Below are 323 nucleotides of genomic sequence, written 5' to 3'. Positions count from 1 at the left end.
GCAGTCCGGATCGGCCGCGGGACGCTGGGGGCGTGGGGCGCTCATGGCCCCATGCTATTGGCCCGGGGGCCTGTGGGGATGGGGATCCCGCAGGCCCCCGACTCATGCGGCCTCGGCCGCGCGCAGCGTTGCCTCTGTCTGGGCGCGCGCCCGCTCCAGGGCCTCATCGATGAGCACGCTCGGCGGGGTGCCCAGCAGCGCCACGGCGTCGGAGAGCATGTCATAGCGGTGCGCCCAGGGCAGGTCATCGACCAGGCGCAACGCGTCGGACAGGCGCCACTCATGGACCGCGCCCAGGATCGCGGCGCTCTCCTTGCCGAAGA

Annotated in this window: 1 protein-coding gene; it reads right to left on the bottom strand. The window is 73.4% G+C overall.

What is annotated here, in order from left to right; genetic code table 11:
* Positions 1–102: 102 nt before the first annotated feature.
* Positions 103–323, bottom strand: a 221-nt coding sequence (locus D450_RS33840) for a hypothetical protein (RefSeq protein ID WP_039821169.1), incomplete at its 5' end; no start/stop codon positions are given.

Origin of the sequence: Nocardiopsis halophila DSM 44494, from assembly GCF_000341245.1 — a bacterium.
Taxonomy (GTDB): domain Bacteria; phylum Actinomycetota; class Actinomycetes; order Streptosporangiales; family Streptosporangiaceae; genus Nocardiopsis_A; species Nocardiopsis_A halophila.
This window is presented reverse-complemented; position numbering and strand designations above follow the sequence as displayed.